This is a genomic window from Flavobacterium sp. LHD-85, from assembly GCF_030929595.1.
Classification (GTDB): Bacteria; Bacteroidota; Bacteroidia; order Flavobacteriales; family Flavobacteriaceae; genus Flavobacterium.
Genome location: NZ_JAVFVR010000007.1, coordinates 64,060 through 83,394 on the forward strand (window position 1 = coordinate 64,060; position 19,335 = coordinate 83,394).

General features: G+C 34.2%; 14 protein-coding genes. 10 read left to right on the plus strand and 4 right to left on the minus strand.

The genetic code is table 11. The annotated features are described in order from the left end of the window. The first annotated feature begins 8 nt into the window (after positions 1–8). The 7 genes from RB618_RS13310 to RB618_RS13340 all read left to right on the plus strand — a co-directional run bounded on the left by RB618_RS13310 (position 9) and on the right by RB618_RS13340 (position 14,949). Positions 9–1,586: a RagB/SusD family nutrient uptake outer membrane protein gene (locus RB618_RS13310; protein ID WP_308069172.1), complete on the plus strand. Its 1,578-nt coding sequence runs from the start codon at positions 9–11 to the stop codon at positions 1,584–1,586. Positions 1,587–1,688: 102 nt separating this feature from the next. After that, positions 1,689–3,626, plus strand: a complete 1,938-nt coding sequence (gene nagB / locus RB618_RS13315) for a glucosamine-6-phosphate deaminase (protein WP_308069173.1) — start codon at positions 1,689–1,691, stop codon at positions 3,624–3,626. 153 nt (positions 3,627–3,779) lie between these two features. Further along, complete coding sequence (locus RB618_RS13320) at positions 3,780–5,846, plus strand: family 20 glycosylhydrolase (RefSeq protein ID WP_308069174.1); 2,067 nt, start codon at positions 3,780–3,782, stop codon at positions 5,844–5,846. Positions 5,847–6,317: 471 nt separating this feature from the next. Then, positions 6,318–11,054: a T9SS-translocated chitinase ChiA gene (gene chiA / locus RB618_RS13325; protein ID WP_308069175.1), complete on the plus strand. Its 4,737-nt coding sequence runs from the start codon at positions 6,318–6,320 to the stop codon at positions 11,052–11,054. Between the two features lie 259 nt (positions 11,055–11,313). Beyond that, on the plus strand, positions 11,314–11,997 hold the full coding sequence (locus RB618_RS13330; protein ID WP_308069176.1) for a DUF3592 domain-containing protein: 684 nt from the start codon (positions 11,314–11,316) through the stop codon (positions 11,995–11,997). Positions 11,998–12,242: 245 nt separating this feature from the next. Next, positions 12,243–13,013, plus strand: coding sequence for a TlpA disulfide reductase family protein (locus tag RB618_RS13335; RefSeq protein WP_308069177.1), 771 nt, complete (start codon positions 12,243–12,245; stop codon positions 13,011–13,013). A 316-nt stretch (positions 13,014–13,329) separates the two neighbouring features. Then, on the plus strand, positions 13,330–14,949 hold the full coding sequence (locus tag RB618_RS13340) for an ABC-F family ATP-binding cassette domain-containing protein (RefSeq protein ID WP_308069178.1): 1,620 nt from the start codon (positions 13,330–13,332) through the stop codon (positions 14,947–14,949). 199 nt (positions 14,950–15,148) lie between these two features. Here the strand turns inward: RB618_RS13340 and RB618_RS13345 are convergent, their stop codons facing one another. From RB618_RS13345 to RB618_RS13360, 4 genes are all read right to left on the minus strand, one after another. After that, positions 15,149–15,322 carry a hypothetical protein gene (locus RB618_RS13345; protein WP_308069179.1) on the minus strand — a complete coding sequence of 58 codons (174 nt, stop codon included), beginning with the start codon at positions 15,320–15,322 and terminating at the stop codon, positions 15,149–15,151. A gap of 78 nt (positions 15,323–15,400) precedes the next feature. Next, positions 15,401–15,799 carry a hypothetical protein gene (locus tag RB618_RS13350; protein WP_308069180.1) on the minus strand — a complete coding sequence of 133 codons (399 nt, stop codon included), beginning with the start codon at positions 15,797–15,799 and terminating at the stop codon, positions 15,401–15,403. Beyond that, complete coding sequence (locus RB618_RS13355; protein ID WP_308069181.1) at positions 15,800–16,273, minus strand: hypothetical protein; 474 nt, start codon at positions 16,271–16,273, stop codon at positions 15,800–15,802. A gap of 112 nt (positions 16,274–16,385) precedes the next feature. Next, complete coding sequence (locus tag RB618_RS13360) at positions 16,386–17,102, minus strand: hypothetical protein (RefSeq protein WP_308069182.1); 717 nt, start codon at positions 17,100–17,102, stop codon at positions 16,386–16,388. Positions 17,103–17,263: 161 nt separating this feature from the next. Between RB618_RS13360 and pyrR the strand changes: the two genes are divergently transcribed. The 3 genes from pyrR (at position 17,264) to RB618_RS13375 (ending at position 19,308) form a co-directional block, all read left to right on the plus strand. After that, positions 17,264–17,803, plus strand: a complete 540-nt coding sequence (pyrR, locus tag RB618_RS13365; RefSeq protein ID WP_008468864.1) for a bifunctional pyr operon transcriptional regulator/uracil phosphoribosyltransferase PyrR — start codon at positions 17,264–17,266, stop codon at positions 17,801–17,803. Positions 17,804–17,908: 105 nt separating this feature from the next. Beyond that, a complete protein-coding gene (locus RB618_RS13370; protein ID WP_308069183.1) occupies positions 17,909–18,835 on the plus strand; it encodes an aspartate carbamoyltransferase catalytic subunit in 927 nt (308 codons plus the stop codon). A gap of 140 nt (positions 18,836–18,975) precedes the next feature. Continuing rightward, positions 18,976–19,308 carry a ribonuclease Z gene (locus tag RB618_RS13375; protein WP_308069184.1) on the plus strand — a complete coding sequence of 111 codons (333 nt, stop codon included), beginning with the start codon at positions 18,976–18,978 and terminating at the stop codon, positions 19,306–19,308. The last annotated feature ends 27 nt before the right edge of the window (positions 19,309–19,335 follow it).

Consider the following 19,335-nt stretch of genomic DNA (forward strand, 5'->3'; position numbering starts at 1 on the left):
AAAACATCATGAAAACAAATAATATAAAAAAATCATTAATCTGCTTCGGTCTTTTAGCCTTAGTTGGCTGTACAGATAATTTTGATGAGATTAATAGTAATCCAGATGGATTTACCTATGAGGAAATAACACAGGATTTTAATCATATAAGAGGACCTTTCAAAGGCATGTTTGATAATGTAATGGTAAATACTCCAGGTTGGAAGTATCAGGTAGCCATTGATTTATCTGGAAATGCTTGGGGAGGTTACACCACTCCTCCAGGTTTTGATGGAGCTAATAATCTTTCTTATGCACTTTCTGATAATTGGAATCTTTGGGGTTGGGAGGCTATTTATGCACAAGTAATGGCAAACTATTTAAAAGTTGAAAGAGAGGCGAAAGGCAAATATGATCAGTTTTATGCTCTAGCTACTATTATTAAAGTACAGACTTTACATAAGGCGGCAGATTCTTGGGGACCAATTGTATACTCAAAATTAGGTACTACAGATGCTACAATTGGATATGATTCTCAAGAAGAGGCCTACATGTTAATGTTTAAAGATTTAGATTTTGCTGTTAATGAATTAACAAAAAGAGTCGATGCTAAAGAAAAAAGTGCATTTACAGACACAGATCGTTCTACATACGATGGGAACTACGAAAAATGGGTTAGATATGCTAATTCATTGCGTTTACGATTAGCAATGCGTATTGTAAAAGTAAATCCTGCACTGGCTAAAGCAGAAGCAGAAAAAGCAATCAGCCAAAAATTTGGTGTAATGACAAAGGTTGATGATAGTTTTATTGTATATAAAAATGTGGCACAACATCCTCTTAGAGTAGCGGCTTATGAATACAATGATAGTCGTATGTCTGCAGATATGGAGTCTATTATGGGGGGATATAATGACCCTAGAATGAGTGTTTATTTTTATGAATCTGAGCAATTTCCTGGACAATACAAAGGAGTTCGTACTGGTGGAACTCAGGGAGATAAAACTCTGCATATGAAATTTTCGAACTTTGGTAAAATAATCGATAAAGACAAACAAGTAGTTTGGTTGAATACGGCTGAAGTATATTTCTTAAGAGCAGAAGGTGCTTTAAGAGGCTGGAATATGGGCGGTGACGCTGCAACATTCTACAAAGCAGGTATTACGGCTTCTTTTGAACAGCTTTCTGTAGGTGGTGCTGCTGACTATATTGCAAATAATGTAAAAACAGCTAAAGATTATGTAGATCCTGTTGCTCCATTTAATAGTGGTTTAGCTGTAAATAAAGTAACTGTTGCTTGGGATGAAACTGCAAGTAACGAAGTGAAATTGCAAAAAATCATTACTCAAAAATGGATTGCTAATTTCCCTGACGGTATGGAAGCTTGGGCTGAGCACCGTAGAACAGGTTACCCTAAATTATTGCCAGTTCTTAACAATCAAAGTGCTGGCGCTATTACTACAGAGTATGGTGTAAGAAGAATAAACTTTGTATCTACTGAAAAAGACGGAAACCCTGAGGGTGTTAAAACAGGTATTGCAAAACTTAACGGTCCTGATAACGGTGGAACTAGAACTTGGTGGGATGTTAATGCTCCAAATTTCTAAAAACGAGAATATTAAGTTTGGTTAGTAGTATGGTATAGATGGTGAAAACTGTCTATACCATATCTTAAAGCCAAAATGGTAACTACTACAAAAAAGAAAAAAATGAAAAGTGCTTTAGAAATAAAACCTGATATTAGTTACAAAAGCGCTGGGAAATTTGAAGAAACTCGTTTTGAGAAAATTCATAACGAAATCTTCAAAAATTCTATTGAAGCTTCTGTAATTGTAGCGCATGAAATTGCGCAGCTAATTAGATCTAAGCAAGAAAAAAATAAACCTTGTGTTTTAGGTCTGGCAACAGGTTCTTCTCCTATTAAAGTTTATGAGGAACTAGTGAGAATGCACAGAGAAGAAGGACTAAGTTTTAGCAATGTAGTCACCTTTAATCTGGATGAATATTATCCAATGACTAAGGAGAACAATCAGAGCTATCATTATTTCATGCATGAGCATCTTTTTAATCATATTGATATCAAACCTGAAAATATTAATATTCCTGATGGTACAGTAGGAATTGATGAAATCAATCAATATTGTATCGATTATGAAATGAATATTAAGAACGCAGGAGGTCTTGATTTTCAATTGCTTGGAATTGGTAGAACAGGACACGTTGGATTTAACGAGCCAGGTTCGCACATTAATTCAGGAACAAGAATTATTACCTTAGATCATATCACAAGAGTTGATGCTTCATCTGCTTTTAATGGTATTGATAATGTGCCGAAACGCGCCATAACTATGGGAGTTTCGACGATTCTAAGATCAAAACGTATTGTTTTGATGGCTTGGGGACAAAACAAAGCAGATATTATCAAACGAACAGTTCAAGGTGATATCAGTTCAGAAGTTCCAGCAACATTTTTGCAAAATCATCCAAATGCAACTTTTGTTCTAGACCAGTCTGCAGCATCAGAATTAACCCGTTTCAAAACGCCTTGGTTAGTTGGTGAATGTCTTTGGACACCTGAATTAAAAAGTAAAGCAATTGTTTGGCTTTGCCAAAAAACAAAACAGTCTATTCTAAAATTGACAGACCGTGATTACAACAATAACGGAATGTCTGATCTTTTGGCTCAAGAAGGTTCTGCTTATGATATGAACATTAATATGTTTAATATTTTACAGCATACCATTACTGGTTGGCCGGGAGGAAAACCAAACACAGATGATTCATTTCGTCCAGAAAGGGCAAATCCGGCAAAAAAGAGAGTTATTCTTTTTAGTCCGCACCCAGACGATGATGTGATTTCTATGGGTGGAACATTTTCAAAATTAATCAAGCAAGGGCACGATGTTCATGTCGTGTACCAAACTTCAGGAAATATTGCCGTTTCAGATGATGAAGCGCTAAAATTTGCAGAAGTGGCCAGTGATTTTATTGGAGAAGGACTAGCTGATATTAATTTCAAATCGGTTATCGAATTTTTGAATAATAAATCCGAAAATCAAATCGATTCTTTGGAAGTTCGAAAATTAAAAGGGCTTATAAGAAGAAGAGAATCTTACGGAGCAACAAGATATATCGGGTTGAAAGATGAGAATACGCACTTTTTAGATCTTCCTTTTTATGAAACGGGACAGGTTAAAAAGAATCCGTTAGGACCAGAAGATATTGCGATTGTAAAAGATATCATTGCAAAAATAAAACCACATCAGGTTTTTGCTGCTGGAGATCTTGCAGATCCGCACGGAACTCATGAAGTTTGTCTAAATGCCATTTTTGCCGCATTAAAAGAACTTAAACCAGAACCGTACATGAATGATTGCTGGTTGTGGCTTTATAGAGGAGCTTGGCACGAATGGGATATTCATGAAATCGACATGGCTGTTCCGCTAAGTCCATCTGAGGTTTTGTTAAAACGTCATGCCATTTTACATCACCAGTCTCAAAAAGACAGAGTAATGTTTCAAGGAAATGATTCTCGTGAATTCTGGGTTAGGGCAGAAGATCGAAATAAAAACACAGCCATATTATACGATGAACTAGGTTTGGCAGAATACGAAGCAATAGAAGCCTTTAAACGTTTTGATTACTAAAAAAAATCTCGATTCATTTTTATAATGAATCAAATAGCAAAATTCAGATTGGTCTCATTGCGAAGTGAGGTAAAAGCTGAAATCACTCTGAGTTTTGTTTTTTATATAATTTAGGATACTGATTAAAAAACTATCCAACCAAAAAAAAGAAAAATGAAATACTTATTTGTACTATTATTTGCAGGTATATCGGCAGGTGCTCAAGTCCAGAAAGAGCAGCTGAATCTTATGCCTTGGCCTCAGAATGTTGTTATTAACGAAGGTAATTTTAATTTAAGCAAAAATTTTAAAGTAAACATTACAGGAAATCCAAATGCTAGAATTTTTGGAGGAGTAACTCGTTTTTTGCGCCGTTTAGATGGTAGAACAGGTATATTTTTTGAACAAGGTTTTATTGAAAAACTAAATGAAGTGCCAAATGCTGAATTGCAGATTAATTGCGCCAAAAGCGGTAAAATTGGTTTGTATGAAGATGAAAGTTATCATTTAGATATTACTTCAAACAAAATTACTCTAAATGCTTCAAGCGATTTAGGTGCTTTACATGGTTTGGAGACTTTATTGCAAATGCTTCAAAACAATTCAAAAACATTTTATTTTCCAGTTTCAAAAATTTCAGATTTTCCAAGATTTACATGGAGAGGTTTGATGATGGATGTTTCAAGACATTTTCAGCCAATTGACGTAGTTAAAAGAAATATTGATGCATTGGCAGCAATGAAAATGAATGTTTTTCATTGGCACCTAGTTGATGATCAAGGTTGGAGAATTGAAATGAAAAAACATCCTAGGTTTACTCAAGTAGCTTCGGATGGAATGTATTATACACAAGAGGAAATTAAAAATATCGTAAAATATGCCGATGAGCGTGGTATTTTAATTGTTCCAGAAATAGATGTTCCAGGTCACGGATCTGCAATTTTAACAGCTTATCCAGAAATTGGAAGCAAAGTGATTACGCTGACAGGAGGGACATCCGAAAAAAATATTCAAGGTACAGCAATCGCTACCTATGGAATTGAAAGAAATGCTGGTATTTTTTCACCAACATTAGATCCTTCAAATCCTAAAACATATCAATTATTAAGTGAAGTTTTTGATGAGGTTTGTCCGTTGTTTCCAGGCGCTTATTTCCACATTGGAGGAGATGAAAATGAAGGAAAAGACTGGGATGCAAATCCTAAGATTCAAGAATTCAAAAAGAAACACAATTTAAAAAACAACCACGAACTGCAAACATATTTCACAATGCAGTTGGCTCCGATGTTAAAGAAACACGGAAAACAATTGATGGGTTGGGAAGAAATTTTAACTAAAGATTTATCTAAAGAAGCTATTGTACATTCTTGGAGAGGACCAAACGAAGGAATGCCAGCAGGACAATCTCTTGTAGATGCTGTTAAAAAAGGATATAAAACAGTTCTTTCTAATGGATATTACATCGATTTGATGTACCCAATTGCGAGTCATTACTTAAATGATCCGATGCCAAAAGGAGCTAATTTAACTAGCGATGAAAAAGCAAGAATCTTGGGTGGAGAAGCTACAATGTGGACCGAATTGGCTACACCAACCACTATAGATTCAAGAATTTGGCCAAGAACCGCAGCAATCGCTGAGAGACTTTGGTCGGCAGAAGATGTAGTAGATGTTGAGAATATGCGCAAACGTTTAGAAAATATTTCTTTCAGATTAGAAGAATTAGGTATTACACATATTCGTAACAAAGATGTGATTTTAAGAAATATTGCCAACAATCAAAATATTCAATCGCTTGAAGAATTTTCTAAAGTTAGCGAGCCTTTAAAAGGATATACTCGTAACAAAGGAGGAACAGAGTATCAGATGTATTCTCCGTTTACTTTGTTTGCAGATGCTTGCGGACCAGATGCAAAAGATGCCCTTGCATTTAATGCAGCAGTAAATCAATATTTAGCAAATAAATCGGCAGATAATAAAGCAAAAGTGACTGCATTTTTTAGCAAATGGATTGCAGTGCATAAAGACTTGACAACGTTAAGTGAAAATGCGCCATTGGTGCAGCCAATTTTGCCTTTGTCTAAAAAATTAAGTGATGCATCGCAAGAATTATTGCTTGTATTAGATAATAAATCGACTTTAAAACCAGCAGATTTAAAAAATTTAATAGAGCAATGCAATACTAAAGATCATGCTGACGTAGAATTGTCAGTGTATGAAAGCTTAAAGAAATTAATATAAATTTTGGTTGAGTTAGTGTTATTAGAGTTACATTAATCAGGCTTTTAATTATCTCTGCCGGAGTTCCTCGGTAGAGATAGTTATAGCCAAGATTTCAGAAGCAATTAGCACTTAACTTATTCGAATAATAAATTATATAAGCCGTGAGAATAAGTATTAACCTTTAAAACCAAATAGAAGAATTAGAATACAATAAAACATGACAAAAAACGAGAGTATAGATTGATGATTAGTCCCAAATTTATCATTTGTATTTAAGATTAATTTTTAGAATTATAAATAAATATCAATCACTGCTATTTACTAATGATTATGAATGAATCAGGAATAGTAATATTTATCTATAGAATGTAATTTGAGTTTATTTCCAATCGACAGCGGGGTTCCAATCTGCAGTTGAGCGAAACCTAGAAGACTTTAAAACTTCTGAGGCCCAATTATTTATTTTCTATTAACTAATATTTATTAACTATGAAACATTATTACAGATTGCTCTTTTTGTTATTGTTTCCCTTACTAGCGTTGGCTCAACCAGCTCACGGAAAAAAGGTAGTGGGGTATTATGCGCAATGGTCTATCTATGCTCGGGATTTCAATGTTCCGAAAATTGATGGAAGTAAAATAACGCATTTAAATTATTCTTTTTATGGGACAACTTATGATCCTGCCCATCCAGAGAATACAAAGTTAAAATGTTTAGATACCTATGCCGACTTTGAGCATATGGAAGGTGGAATTCCGTGGGATGCTCCCGTAAAAGGAAACTTTTATGATTTGAAGAAATTAAAAGAAAAGTATCCTCATTTAAAAGTTTTAATCTCTGTAGGAGGCTGGACAAAAGGACAAGATCTTTCTCCAATTGCTGCAAGTCCTGTAGCAAGAGCGGCTTTAGCAGCAGATATGGCAAACTTTATTACTACATATCCGTTTATTGATGGTTTTGATATCGATTGGGAATATCCTCTTTCGGGCGGAACTGACGGTACAGAAATAGTAAATGGAGCGCCTGTTCCTCCGCAAAAATATAGCCCTGACGATAATAAAAATTTAGTGCTTTTACTGAAAGCAATGCGTCAGGCAATGCCAAATAAACTGGTTACAATTGCTGCTGGAAACAATGTTAGAAATGTTTCTAAACAGTATTTAGGGCCAAACAACAGAGCACAATACGGAATGACAGAAGATATTTCGACTTATTGTGATTACATCACCTATTTCGGATACGATTTTGGAGGAAACTGGTATGATAAAACTTGCTACAATGCTCCTTTATATGCAAGTGGAAATACAAATGACCCGTTGTATGGCGCAACGCAATCAGAGTCATTAGACGAATTGACCAATCAATATTTAAATGTAATTGGTTTTCCTGCCAATAAATTAATCATGGGATTGCCTTTCTACGGAAAAAAATTCGATAACGTTGCGGCAAATTCAACAAACGGACTGTTTGTTGCAGCACCGAGATATATAGTTCCTGGATGTACAAATCCGCAAAACCCAACAGGAACATGGGATGGTTCAGGAGCTTGTGAAAAATCTGGAAGTATCGAAATCTGTGATTTAGTCGGAGATCCAGTTACTAATTCGCATGCTTATTTAGATCCAAATACGATGATGGTAACGCCATCTGCTGCTTCGGCAGGATGGGTTCGTTATTTTGATAATACTACAAAAGTTCCTTATTTATATAATGCTACTAGAAAAGAGTTTATTTCTTATGAAGATAAACAGTCAATGGACTTAAAAGTGCAGTATATAAAATCGAAAAACTTAGCTGGAGGTATGATTTGGGAATTATCTCAAGATACCAGAGGCGCAATTCCAAATTCATTATTAAACCAAGTTGATATTTCTTTTGGAAGCGTTGTTCCAGGAACTATAAGTATTTCGGGTTCTGTAAAAAACGGATCGGCTTTGGTTACAGATGTTACTGTTGAATTGCGTAATGCAGCCAATGCAGTTATCCAAACAGTAGTTTCTCAAACAGGAAATTTCACATTTAATAATCTAACTTCAGGACAAAATTATTCGCTAACAGCTCTAAAAGCGAGTTATACATTTGTTCCAGTATCGTTAAACAATGTAACTGTAAATCAGACAGGAGTTGTAATTAACGGAACACAGCCAACTTATACGGTAAGCGGAACAGTTCTTGACGGAACAACTCCAGTTTCGGGCGTAACCGTTTCGGCAGTTTCTGGAAGTACAACTTTAACAGCAGTTTCAAATGCAAGCGGAGCTTATAGCGTTGCAGGTTTAACAGCGGGTTTAAACTTTACAGTTTCAGCTGCAAAATCTGGATTTTCTTATACTCCCGCTTCAACAGTTTACAATGCAATTGATGCTAATAAAACGTTGAACTTTACACAAGGTGCGGCAGTGGTAACTTACACTGTAAGTGGAACAGTTCTTAATGGAAGTACTCCAGTTTCGGGCGTAACCATTACAGCAGCTTCTACAGCAGGGAATGTTACAGCAACAACTAATTCAAGCGGAGCATATTCATTGACTTTAGCTTCTGGCGGAAATTATACTGTAACAGCAGCTTTGACTGGCCAGACATTTACTCCAGCTTCAACAGTATATTCTAATTTGAATGCGAATAAAACGTTGAATTTTACTCAGGATGTTGCAACAACTACAAGTAAAATTAGCGGAACAGTTAAAAACGGAACAACTCCAGTTGCAGGTGCAAAAGTAGAAATCGTTTTGCCATGGACAGATAATGCACATCCGTGGAAAAGTGTTTTGGCAACAACAGATGCACAAGGAAAATACAGTTTTGATAATGCTGTTACAGACGGTTATACAACAGTTACAAGTTTGAAATTAAATACTTGGTCAAACGGAGAAGTAAATTATTACCCAAATAATTTAGCAAACTTTCCTGTTCCAACAACTCCAACGGTTTACAATTTTAATACAAGTTCAACGGCTAAAGCGGCATTAGCAGCAGCGACAAACTTGATCAGCGGAACTGTAAAAAATGGTTCTACGCCTGTTGCAAATGCAAAAGTAGAAATTGTTTTGCCTTGGACAGATAATACGCACAACTGGAAAAGCGTTCTAGCAACAACAGATGCATCAGGAAATTATATTTTTGATAATTCAGTTGTAGCAGGATATACACAAATTTTAAGCTTGAAATTAAATTCATGGCAAAATGGGGAAGTGGCTTATTATCCAAATAATTTAGCAAACTTTGCCGTTCCTACAACGCCAACAGTTTATAATTTTAATACACAAACAACGGTTGTGACTAAGCCGGTCGTTGCGATTACAGCGCCAACAGCTTCGACGATTGCTATAAATTTAGGGTCATCAATTAATTTTGTTGCAAGTGTTGGATTAAGTGCCACAGATGCGACTACAATCTCATCTGTTGTATTTAATTTAGACGGACAAACTATAAGTGCTACCAATTCATCGGGAACTTATACATCGGTTTGGACACCGGTTGCTAATCAGTTTGGAGTTTCTCATACATTAACCGTTACTGCTACAGCATCAAACGGACAAACAGATTCAAAAACTTATAGTTTTACATTAACTTGTTCAGGTGCAAACTGTCCAAATACATTGCCTGTAATTACTTGGAATTCACCATCAAATACTACGGTATACCAAAGTTCTTTCCAAGCTGTTCCAATTTCAGTGACAGCTGTTGATAGTGACGGATCGATTTCAGGAGTTACCATTACAATCAATGGGGGGACATTTAATATGACAGCAGGGACAAATAATACCTATACGTATAATTTTACACCAACTGCATATCAGGATTATCCAATTGTAATTAAAGCAACCGATAATAAAGCTGCTGTAACAACATTAAACAATACCATTAAAATTGCTACAATAAGTGGTAATAGATTTATTCCGCTTCCTTCTAAAATTATTTTAGGATACGCACATTCTTGGGAAAATACAGCTGCTCCATTTTTATACTTTTCTCAAATGGTTGGAAGTAAATTTAACGTAGTTGATTATTCTTTCGTAGAAACCGTGAACCGCGATGGCTATACACCAATATTAACTACAAATGACGCTAGATATTTGACCAATGGTGTTTTTGATAAGCAATTGTTGAAGAATGATATAAAAGCCTTAAGAGATAGCGGTGTTCCTGTTATTGTTTCTATAGGAGGTCAAAATGGTCATGTTGTTTTAGAGAATGTTACTCAAAAAAATATTTTTGTTAATGGTCTAAAAGCAATTATTGACGAATATCAATTTGATGGAGTTGATATTGATTTTGAAGGCGGATCGATGAATTTTAGCGCAGGAGGTTTAAGAGATATTTCGTATGCGGGTATTTCTGCTTATCCAAGATTGAAAAACGTAGTAGATGCTTTCAAAGAATTAAAAGCGTACTATGGTCCTGGATTTTTATTAACTGCAGCTCCAGAAACACAATATGTACAAGGAGGATATACTACCTATACGGATACTTTTGGTTCTTTCTTGCCAATTATTCAAAACTTGCGTAACGAATTGGATTTGTTAGCAGTGCAATTGTACAACACAGGAGGTGAAAACGGATTAGATGGCCAATATTACGGTACAGCTAAGAAATCAAATATGGTAACAGCCTTAACTGATATGATCATAAAAGGATATAACATTGCTTCAACAGGAATGTATTTTGATGGTTTGCCAGCTTCAAAAGTTCTTATTGCATTGCCAGCTTGCCCAAGTGCAGCAGGTAGCGGTTATCTAACGCCAACAGAAGGAATTAATGCCATGCATTATTTAAGAACCGGAACTACTTTTACAGGAAGAACATACACTATGCAACCTGGTGGGCCTTATCCTTCTTTAAGAGGTTTAATGACTTGGTCTGTAAACTGGGATGCCTCTTCTTGCGGTAATTCATCTGAATTGTCTAAAGCGTACGCAGCTTATTTTGCATCACAAGCTACAGCAAAAACATTGGCTGTAGAAGATATAACGGCAGAAAGCAACACAACTGTGGCTTATTTTAGAAATAATACTTTATCGGTATCTAATGAGACAGAAGACATTGCTCAAGTTGATGTATTCAATACGATAGGACAGAATGTTACAAGCCATAGAAACATTCAAAACAATAAAGAAGTACTGCTTAATTGCCCAAGTTTTGCTAGTAAACAGATTTTTGTTGTCATAGTAACCGATAAATCGGGACATAAGAAATCATTGAAAGTAATGAACTTTTTAAACTAAAAGAATAATTGAAAATATAGAAATAAAAAACGGGACGGTTAAAATTGAGTTTGGTTATTTATGTTTTAATCTATTTTATTTCTAAAAAATGCCACTTTAGGTAATTTGTTATTTGGTTTTTGCCTAAAGATGCGCATTATGAACCTGGTAGTTTTACTGCCAGGTTTTTTTTATATTATACTGATAAAAAAATGGAATGTATAGTGCTCTGTAATTTTTTTTAAAAGTATTTTGCAGTAATATTTAAATGTAAAGTAAAATGAAAAATAGCATCTCTATTATGAAATATATTTTCTGTATAATTGGTTTGATAATATGGGTGCAAGCCTTTTACATTTATAAAGAAAAACAGATTTTTTTAGAAAAGTTAAGTGCTGTCCCGGGTATTGTGGTAGATGAAACAGAAACCAATAGTCCAACTATATCTTTCGTTACAAAAGACGGCAGACAGATTCAATTTATGCCTGATAGCGATGATAATCTGTTAAACTATAGTCCAGGTGAAAAAGTTGAAGTTTTGTACGATCCGAACAATCCTAAAATAGCAAAATTAAATGCTTTCTTTTTTTTATATACCGGAATATTAGTTGTAGGAATTTTTGGGGCAGTTTTCTTTTTAGTTAGCTTCTCATTTTTTCGATCCGATTATTTAAAGAGGAAGAAAAAACACTTTTTACTGCAAAATGGTAAACGCATTGTGACAAGATTTAAAGGACTACAGCTTAATATGCATGTGACTGTCAACAGCAGTCATCCTTATTTTATTTGTAGCAAATGGCTGGATTCTACAAATAATAAGACCTATGTTTTTAAAAGTGAAGATATTTGGCTTGATCCTAAAGATATTAAAATTCATCAGGAAATTGAAGTTTTAATTAATCCATTAAATCCGGAAGAATATTACATGGATATTTCATTTTTGACTGAGATAGATAATTTTTAAATCTCTTTTAAATAGTATAAAAAACTGCTAGTCTTTACTGGCAGTTTTTAAATTTTTACAAATTTAAATAACAATTATTTTTAGGATGACACAAATTTGTTTCAGAATGAAAAAAAATGGGAATGAATCTACTAAATCTGCAGAATCTGCGAGAAACCCTTTGCGAACTTTGCGCATACCTTCACGTCTTCGCGGTTAAAAAACTTTCACTATTTTTGAGGTCAAATACAATTGTTTCAGAATCCATGCAGAAATTCATTAGCTTAATTGCACTACTCTTTATTTTTACCATAAGCACAGCTCAAAATAAATTCGGAAATCCAGAAGTTGATCCCTTACAAATTCAGAAAACGTACGACCAATGGTCGGTTTATAATAAAGGAATTATGCTTTCGAGAGATTTTACCGCACTTGATTCCTCTTCAAAAGAAATCTCAAAAGAAGCTTTTTTAGATCAATTGGCAAATGGGAATTTCATTCCAGTTCGATTGAAATCAGAAGCGAATATGTATGTTTATAAGCTATTCAAAATTCAGGCAAAAACAGATACAAGCATAAAAGCAACAATCAACCAAATTGGTTTTGATGCTTATAAAAACGATAAAATGGAAGGAATGGCATTTCCAAAATTCTCATTCAAAGATTTAGACGGAAATCTGGTGACAAACGAGTCCATGAAAGGAAAAATCATTGTGATCAAATGCTGGTACATTCACTGCACGCCATGCATTAGAGAATTTCCTCAAGTCAATAAATTGGTAGAAGAATATAAAGACCGAAAAGACATAGTTTTTATGAGTTTAGCCGAAGATTCAGCTGAACAGTTAAAAACATTTTTGGCAAGAAAACCATTGTCATATTCAGTAATTCCAGACATGAAAGTTTATATGAATGAATCGTTGCAATTGAATTCATTTCCAACACATTTCATTTTAAACAAAGAAGGAATGATTTCTAAAGTGCTTCCTAATTTTGAGAGTTTAGAAGTGGCTTTGGCGAAAGAAAGTAAGCTGTAATTGAATTAATCTCGCAAAGTCGCGAAGGCGCAAAGTTTTTTTGCAAAGTAACCACATTTTTGTCTTTTCGACGAAGGAGAAATCTCCACAAGTAGCTCGACAAAGATTGGCGATTATAGAAGCGGAGTTTCTCGCGAAGATTTCTCGTACCTCGAAATGACAAGATTACGTAGTAATCAGATTGGTAAAAAAAAACTTTGCGCCTTTGCGACTCTGCGAGAACCCCTCGCCAGCATAAAAAACTTTGAACCTTTGCACCTTTGCAACTCTGAACCTTTTTCCGTACTTTTGCACCAAATTAATTAAAAAGACATTCATGTTAACAGTCAATAATTTATCAGTTCAGTTTGGTAAAAGAATTTTATTCGACGAAGTAAATACTACGTTTACTCACGGAAATATTTACGGCGTTATTGGAGCTAATGGAGCAGGAAAATCTACTTTCTTAAAAGTGATTTCGGGCGATATTGATCCAACTTCAGGGCATATTCATTTAGAGCCAGGAAAACGTATGTCGGTTTTAAACCAGAACCACAACATGTTCGACGAGTATACTGTTTTGGAAACCGTTTTAATGGGAAATAAAGTTCTGTACGCTGTTAAAAAAGAAATGGATGAACTTTATTTAGATTATAATGATGCTAATGCAGACAGAATAGGGGAGTTACAAGTTCAGTTTGAAGAAATGAACGGATGGAACGCTGATTCTGATGCTGCAGCAATGTTATCTAACTTAGGAATCACAGAAGCAGATCATTATACTTTAATGGCTGATATGGAAGGAAAAATGAAAGTACGTGTGCTTTTGGCGCAGGCACTTTTCGGAAATCCTGACTTGCTGATTATGGATGAGCCTACCAACGATTTGGATTTCGAGACAATCGCTTGGTTAGAAAACTTCTTGGCAAACTACGAAAACACTGTAATCGTTGTATCTCATGACCGTCACTTTTTGGATGCGGTTTGTACACATATTTCTGATATTGACTTCGGAAAAATCAATCACTACTCAGGAAACTATACATTCTGGTACGAATCTAGCCAATTAGCGGCAAAACAGCGTGCGCAGCAAAACAAAAAAGCAGAAGAGAAGAAACAAGAGTTGGAAGAATTTATTCGTCGTTTTAGTGCAAACGTGGCGAAATCGAAACAAGCAACTTCTCGTAAAAAAATGATTTCGAAATTAAATATTTCTGAAATTAAACCTTCTAGCCGTCGTTATCCTGCGATTATCTTTGATCAGGATCGTGAAGCAGGAGATCAGATTTTAAATGTAGAAAACTTAGCGGCTTCTGTAGACGGAGAAGTTTTATTCAAAGACATTAACTTGAATATGGCAAAAGGCGATAAAATCGTTCTTTTCTCTAAAGATTCACGTGCTACAACTGCTTTCTACGAAATCTTAAACAACGAACAAAAAGCAGATGCTGGAACTTTTGATTGGGGAATTACAACAAACCAAGCGTATTTACCAGCTGAAAACCACAAATATTTCGAAAACGATTTGACTTTAGTTGATTGGTTACGTCAGTATGCTAAAACAGAAGAAGAGCGTGATGAGGTATTTATTAGAGGTTTCTTAGGAAAAATGATTTTTTCTGGAGAAGAAGCTTTAAAAACGTCTAGAGTTTTATCTGGAGGAGAAAAAGTACGTTGTATGTTGTCTAGAATGATGATGGAGCGTGCTAATGTTTTAATGTTAGACGAACCGACAAACCACTTAGATTTGGAGTCTATTACCGCTTTCAACAACTCATTGAAAAACTTTAAAGGTTCTGTAATCTTCACAACGCATGACCACGAGTTCGCGCAAACTGTTGGTAATAGAATCGTAGAATTGACACCAAACGGAGTTATCGATCGTTACATGACATTTGATGAATATCTTGATGATGAAAAGATTCAGGAACAAAGAAAGAAGATGTACAATCTTTAATCTATAAATCACAATATTAAAAATCCCAAATTCCAAATAAAACTTGGAGTTTGGGATTTTTTGTGTTTAAAAATATAGCCACTAATTACACGAATTTCCACGAATTAAATTTGTGCTAATTTGTGTAATTCGTGGCAAAAAAAAACAATCCCAGCTATAAAAATTGGAATTTGGGATTTTTTATTTGTTTATTTTACTACTATTTGCTTCCGAACATTTTAGCGAAAATCCAGATAATAATCGCAATGATAAAGATTACGATAAAAATTCCGAATCCCATTCCGGCTTTGAAAATGTCTCCAATAATTTCACAGCTTGTAAATGAAAATAGTATTATAAATACCATTAACAATCTTAGTATTTTATTTTGCATGGCTCTGATGTTTTAAATTGATACTTAAAATTACTTCAGCAATAGGCAAAATGTGTTATAGAATTTTTTGGAAATGTTTTAGGATTTGGATTTTATAATTTTGATTTCTAAAGTGACAAGCCCAATAATTACTGCTATTTCCATTAGAAAGTAAATAATCCCAAAGAAAGAAACACTTTCATAATTGTAGATTAAAATGCCAAATGTTAGGATGCAATAAAGAATGTTAGCTGTACAGATTATTTTTAAATATGGTTTCCAATTTTGTTTGACTAAAAAGTAACAGCTGAGGGAATAAATGAAAAATAGGAATGCAATAATTGAAAGGTATTTGAAAATATCTTTTGGTAAGCCGAAAAAATCATTGAAAATTCTAAGTATAAAAAAGAGTAGGATGGAAGTAAGCAATGCTCCAAAGCTATCTAATAGAAATATATTTTTAGGTTTTGCTGTAAATTGTTGGATGCTTTCTTTCATTTAAGTTATCATTTTTCGGCGTCCATATTCATTTTTTACATCTGCTAATTTTAATTCCATACAATTGTCCAAAGTTAAAAAATGAATTGATTTTGATGCTTTGCCAGTTTGATATTCACTTAATAAATCTTTCCATATCGAAGGGTAAAATATGCCTAAAGAAAAGAAAAGTAAACAAGGAAAAGTAAAGTTGCCATTTCCAATTAAATATGCTTGCATTCTGATTTCATCTTTCATTGTCATTTCGTACTCCAAAATGACGTGTTTTAGATCATGATTTTCAAATTTCGGAATTAACCTATATTGCTTGTTGTCTAACATTTCAGCAACTTCTCGTCCAACCGTCCCGTATTGTAAGGTTCGTAAATGATTTAGCTTTGGAGTTAAATAATTTTTTCCATGAATGAGTTCTAAAAGCCAAATAATGCCGCCTGTTACTTTTATGTCTTTTGATTTTCTAAGGATATATCTCATTTGAAGGTTATATACTTTGTGGGCACGGAAAGAATTTCCGCGCTATCGGGTTAGGAAGATTTTTTGTAGTGCTGTTTTCATTTACGATTATCAATAAGATATCATTAAAATACTAATGATTTAAAAAATCTAAAGCTTTTTGTGTCAAAGTACATTTCTTCTCATGAAAAAATGCTAAACATTTTCTTAGCTCCAAATCATTGTTAGTATTTCCAACAAAAGTATATTTAGAATTTGTTTTGGTGATTTCAATATTAGTGGTTTTGTAAGCTAAATAAATATCTATTTTTTCAATGTTCTCGTAACATTCGGTTTTACTCCATAAGCCACCTCTATGTTCAAAAGAATCTTCTTTTAAAATTAACTTAGGATTAAAGTTGTTGGTTCCCCAAACAAATGGAAGTTGCATAGTTTTTAAACCTACGAAGCCAGCAATTAATTTCACATCAATATCTTTTCTATTAATATGTACAACGATAGGGTTTTGACCATCTAAATCTCTTTTTGAACGACCAAATAAACCTATTTCGCTTTCATTAGAATGAGCTGTATTTATTTCTGATGGATGAACATATGTGTACATACCGTAATAATGACCAGATACTGTCCATCCTTCAGCTTTTTTAAGTGTAGCAACTCCAAAATCACCTGCAGGAGATCCTATATGAACAGGACCGTACTCAGACATAATCTTAATTGCTTCTTTTCTTATGTCTTCAATCTTATCAGTATTGTTAAAAATAATGTAACTGCCATTTTCAAATAAAACCCAATCTTGGAATTTAGGGTTGATGGCTAGTTTTACATTTTCAATTAAAGTTTGGCTCATTGTTTTTGTTTTGAAACTTATGAAATAAAAGTATTTAAAACACTAAAATATATTATAAAAGGGAAAGTAAAATGTAAAAGGCAAAAATATTTCCAACCCTAACACCCCAACAAATAAAATCAGATTCCGTATATTTGCGCAACCAAACATTACAATCACTTATGAGTCAAAAAGTATTACTTAATTCGAAAGAAGTTACTATCATACTCCATCGTTTGGCTTGTCAGTTAATCGAAAAACATCTTGATTTCTCAGAAACTATTTTAGTTGGAATTCAGCCAAGAGGCGTTTTTTTAGCTGAACGTTTAAAACAAATATTAGAAAACGAATACAAGGTTCCTGAAATTTCTTTAGGATATCTGGACATCACTTTTTTTAGAGATGATTTCCGTCGTACTGATAAACCGCTTGAAGCCAATAAAACCCAAATCAATTTTATAGTCGAAGACAAAAAAGTCATTTTTATTGATGATGTTTTGTTTACCGGAAGAAGTATTCGTTCGGCATTGACTGCCATTCAGTCTTTTGGAAGACCTTCAGAAATTGAATTATTGGTTTTAATAGACAGACGTTTCAGCCGTCACTTACCAATTCAGCCCGATTATAGAGGCCGTCAGGTAGATGCTATTAATGGTGAAAAAGTAATTGTAAGCTGGAAAGAAAATGATGGTGAAGATGTTGTTCACCTAGTGACGAATTAAGTTTAATCGGTTAACCGGTTAATTGTTTAATCGGTAATTACACCGATTAAGCGATTTAAAAAAAACGATTAAACAATTCAACGATTAAATATATAAACACACACAATGAAAGAATTAAGCGTAAATCATTTATTAGGAATTAAATATATCAACGAAAATGATATTAACCTGATTTTTGAAACGGCAGATCATTTTAAAGAAGTCATTAATAGACCAATTAAAAAAGTTCCTTCATTACGAGATATTACTATTGCCAATATTTTCTTCGAAAACAGTACCAGAACCAAACTTTCTTTCGAATTAGCGCAGAAACGTTTATCTGCTGATGTGATCAGTTTTTCTGCAGCTCAGTCATCGGTTAAAAAAGGAGAGACTTTGATTGATACTGTAAATAATATCCTTTCGATGAAAGTGGATATGGTTGTAATGCGCCACTCTAATCCCGGAGCGGCTTATTTTTTATCTAAAAATGTCAAAGCGAGTATTGTAAACGCTGGAGACGGCGCGCACGAACATCCAACTCAGGCTTTATTAGACAGTTATTCTATCAGAGAAAAATTGGGCGATGTTGCTGGAAAAAAAGTAGTTATTGTAGGCGATATTCTGCATTCGAGAGTGGCCTTATCTAACATATATGCTTTGCAGATGCAAGGCGCAGAAGTAAAGGTTTGCGGACCAAAAACTTTGATTCCGAGATATATTGAATCTCTGGGTGTTACAGTTGAACCGAATTTGCGAAAAGCCTTAGAATGGTGCGACGTAGCGAATATGCTTCGCGTACAAAACGAACGTATGGATGTGAATTTCTTCCCATCAACGCGTGAGTATGCACAGCAATATGGAGTAGACAAACCACTTTTGGATTCGCTAGGAAAGGAAATCGTAATCATGCACCCAGGACCAATCAATAGAGGAGTAGAGATTACTTCTGAAGTTGCTGATTCTGATCAGTCTGTGATTTTAAATCAGGTGGAGAATGGTGTGGCGATTAGAATGGCGGTTATTTATTTGCTGGCTTCTAAGATTCAATAGTTTTTTAGTTTTCAGTCACAGTCGCAGTTTTCAGTTTTGAAATGAGTGTTACACTGAGCGTAAAACTTGAAACTTGAAACCTGAAACAAAAAAACTTATTAAATTAGCATAATCAAATATAAGCCCCTCAAAAATATAAAATGAAAGTAGATCAAAAAGGACATACCGTTACGATTAAAGATACTCAAGGAGATGTAAACGCTTTCTTGGAAAAAGTGACGCAACAATTTAAAACCTTTGAAAAACAAAATATTATAATCGATTTATCAGCTGATTCTAATATTTCAGAGAATGATTTAAAAGCTTTTTTACCGCTTTCTAAAGCTCATAAAAAAGCAAAAAAATCGTTTGTAATTGTAGCTTCTGATCTTGATTTTAATGCTATTTCTGATAAATTAGCTGTTGTTCCTTCACTTTTGGAAGCTCATGATATTATCGAAATGGAAGAAATAGAAAGGGATCTAGGATTTTAATATTGGTTTAATTGTTTATTCGTTTAA

Coding starts and splice junctions, on each gene's coding strand:
- RB618_RS13310 (WP_308069172.1), top strand. CDS start 9: ATGAAAACAAATAATATAAAAAAATCATTAATCTGCTTCGGTCTTTTA.
- RB618_RS13330 (WP_308069176.1), top strand. CDS start 11,314: ATGAAAAATAGCATCTCTATTATGAAATATATTTTCTGTATAATTGGT.
- RB618_RS13360 (WP_308069182.1), bottom strand. CDS start 17,102: ATGAGCCAAACTTTAATTGAAAATGTAAAACTAGCCATCAACCCTAAA.
- RB618_RS13350 (WP_308069180.1), bottom strand. CDS start 15,799: ATGAAAGAAAGCATCCAACAATTTACAGCAAAACCTAAAAATATATTT.
- nagB (WP_308069173.1), top strand. CDS start 1,689: ATGAAAAGTGCTTTAGAAATAAAACCTGATATTAGTTACAAAAGCGCT.
- RB618_RS13370 (WP_308069183.1), top strand. CDS start 17,909: ATGAAAGAATTAAGCGTAAATCATTTATTAGGAATTAAATATATCAAC.
- RB618_RS13335 (WP_308069177.1), top strand. CDS start 12,243: ATGCAGAAATTCATTAGCTTAATTGCACTACTCTTTATTTTTACCATA.
- RB618_RS13375 (WP_308069184.1), top strand. CDS start 18,976: ATGAAAGTAGATCAAAAAGGACATACCGTTACGATTAAAGATACTCAA.
- RB618_RS13355 (WP_308069181.1), bottom strand. CDS start 16,273: ATGAGATATATCCTTAGAAAATCAAAAGACATAAAAGTAACAGGCGGC.
- pyrR (WP_008468864.1), top strand. CDS start 17,264: ATGAGTCAAAAAGTATTACTTAATTCGAAAGAAGTTACTATCATACTC.
- chiA (WP_308069175.1), top strand. CDS start 6,318: ATGAAACATTATTACAGATTGCTCTTTTTGTTATTGTTTCCCTTACTA.
- RB618_RS13340 (WP_308069178.1), top strand. CDS start 13,330: ATGTTAACAGTCAATAATTTATCAGTTCAGTTTGGTAAAAGAATTTTA.
- RB618_RS13320 (WP_308069174.1), top strand. CDS start 3,780: ATGAAATACTTATTTGTACTATTATTTGCAGGTATATCGGCAGGTGCT.
- RB618_RS13345 (WP_308069179.1), bottom strand. CDS start 15,322: ATGCAAAATAAAATACTAAGATTGTTAATGGTATTTATAATACTATTT.